Source organism: Ruegeria sp. CDSA020 (assembly GCF_059612345.1).
Genome location: NZ_JBXWQK010000023.1, coordinates 1 through 2,207, shown reverse-complemented (window position 1 = coordinate 2,207; position 2,207 = coordinate 1). Strand labels below are relative to the sequence as shown.

General features: G+C 59.4%; 2 protein-coding genes and 1 pseudogene. All 3 read left to right on the top strand.

Annotation, left to right across the window (positions count from 1 at the left end; all coding sequences use genetic code 11):
- Positions 1–12: 12 nt before the first annotated feature.
- On the top strand, positions 13–1,689 hold the full coding sequence (locus tag AC2FJW_RS19640) for a formate--tetrahydrofolate ligase (RefSeq protein WP_496693145.1): 1,677 nt from the start codon (positions 13–15) through the stop codon (positions 1,687–1,689).
- A gap of 58 nt (positions 1,690–1,747) precedes the next feature.
- Positions 1,748–2,053, top strand: coding sequence for a chorismate mutase (locus AC2FJW_RS19635; RefSeq protein ID WP_142640424.1), 306 nt, complete (start codon positions 1,748–1,750; stop codon positions 2,051–2,053).
- 53 nt (positions 2,054–2,106) lie between these two features.
- Positions 2,107–2,207, top strand: a pseudogene (locus AC2FJW_RS19630) (bifunctional methylenetetrahydrofolate dehydrogenase/methenyltetrahydrofolate cyclohydrolase); the annotation flags it as partial.

Here is a 2,207-nt window from a genome sequence, read left to right as displayed (position 1 = left end):
GACCGAAACCCAATGAGCTATAAATCTGACATCGAAATTGCGCGTGAGGCGAAGAAGAAGCCGATTCAGGAGATTGGTGCGAAGATCGGCATCGAATCTGCTGATCTTCTGCCCTATGGCCATGACAAGGCAAAGGTGAGCCAGGACTTCATCAATTCGGTTCAGGGCCGTGAGGACGGCAAGCTGATTCTGGTGACGGCGATCAACCCGACGCCTGCGGGTGAGGGTAAGACGACGACGACTGTGGGTCTGGGTGACGGTCTGAACCGGATTGGCAAGAACGCGATGATCTGTATCCGTGAGGCTTCGCTGGGCCCGAACTTTGGCATGAAGGGCGGCGCTGCGGGTGGTGGTTACGCGCAGGTTGTTCCGATGGAAGAGATGAACCTGCACTTCACCGGTGACTTTCACGCCATCACCAGCGCCCATTCACTGCTGTCGGCGATGATCGACAACCACATCTACTGGGGCAATGAGTGCGAGATCGACATTCGCCGTGTAGCGTGGCGTCGTGTGGTCGACATGAACGACCGCGCGCTGCGTCAGATCACGGCCAGCTTGGGTGGCGTATCGAACGGTTTCCCGCGCGAGACCGGCTTTGACATCACCGTGGCCTCTGAAGTTATGGCGATCCTGTGCCTGGCCAATGATCTGAAAGATCTGGAAAAGCGTCTGGGTGACATCATCGTCGCGTATCGCCGCGACAAGACAGCCGTGTATTGCCGCGACATCAAGGCAGAAGGTGCGATGACGGTGCTGCTGAAGGACGCGATGCAGCCGAACCTGGTGCAGACGCTGGAAAACAACCCGGCCTTTGTCCATGGTGGCCCGTTTGCCAACATTGCACATGGCTGTAACTCGGTCATTGCGACCAAGACCGCGCTGAAGGTTGCTGACTATGTCGTGACCGAAGCGGGTTTTGGGGCCGATCTGGGCGCCGAGAAATTCATGAACATCAAGTGCCGCAAAGCGGGTATCGCGCCGTCGGCTGTGGTGCTGGTCGCCACCGTGCGTGCGATGAAGATGAATGGCGGTGTGGCCAAGGCTGATCTGGGTGCGGAAAACGTCGACGCGGTCAAATCGGGCTGTGCCAACCTGGGTCGTCACATCGAAAACGTCAAATCCTTTGGCGTGCCGGTTGTGGTTGGCATCAACCACTTCGTCACCGATACCGACGCTGAAGTGCAAGCCGTGAAAGACTATTGCTCTGACCACGGGGTCGAAGCGGTTCTGTCGCGTCACTGGGAGCTGGGGTCGGAAGGCTCGGCGCCGCTGGCCGAGAAGGTGGTCGAAATCGTCGAAGGGGGCACAGCGAACTTTGCGCCGATCTACCCCGACGATATGCCGCTGTTCGAGAAGATCGAAACCATCGCCAAGCGCATCTATCGCGCGGACGAGGTTCTGGCCGACAACAAGATCCGCAACCAGCTGCGTGAATGGGAAGAAGCCGGTTACGGCAACCTGCCGGTCTGCATGGCCAAGACGCAGTATTCCTTCTCGACCGATCCCTCGTTGCGCGGCGCGCCCACCGGCCATTCGGTTCCGGTGCGCGAGGTGCGCCTGAGCGCGGGTGCCGGATTTATCGTGGCGGTCTGTGGTGAGATCATGACTATGCCGGGCCTGCCGCGCAAACCGGCGGCCGAAAGCATCTGCCTCAATGACGCAGGTGAGATCGAGGGCTTGTTCTAAGTCGCCAGATAAGACATCTCGTGATCCGGAGAATGCTCCGGGCCACGAGGAGATCACGATGCCCACTCTGACACCGCCGCAAGACTGCGCAACGATGCAGGATCTGCGGATTCAGATTGACCAGCTGGACCGGCACCTGATCGAGATGCTGGTGAGGCGCGCCAGCTACATTGATCGCGCGTCTGAGTTGAAGCCGGGCGAGGGCCTGCCGGCCCGTATTCCGGATCGTGTTGAAGAGGTGGTGCAAAAGGTGCGTGCCAGCTCTCAGGCGGCGGGGATGGACCCCGATCTGGCCGAGACGCTGTGGCGCATTCTGATTGACTGGTCGATTGCGCGTGAGGAACGTGTGCTCGGCAACGACTGACTGACCGGGCGCCCCAAGCGCCCGATCCGTTTTTGGGAAGAAGGGATCGAAGAATGGTAGCGCAGGTTATCGACGGTAAGGCCTTTGCAGCAACGGTGCGGGCACAGGTTGCCGATCAGGTTGCAAAGCTGAAGGACGAAAATGGCATCACCCC

Bases quoted from the DNA above. Each gene is read 5' to 3' on its own strand.
- AC2FJW_RS19640 (WP_496693145.1), top strand. From the start codon at position 13: ATGAGCTATAAATCTGACATCGAAATTGCGCGTGAGGCGAAGAAGAAG.
- AC2FJW_RS19635 (WP_142640424.1), top strand. From the start codon at position 1,748: ATGCCCACTCTGACACCGCCGCAAGACTGCGCAACGATGCAGGATCTG.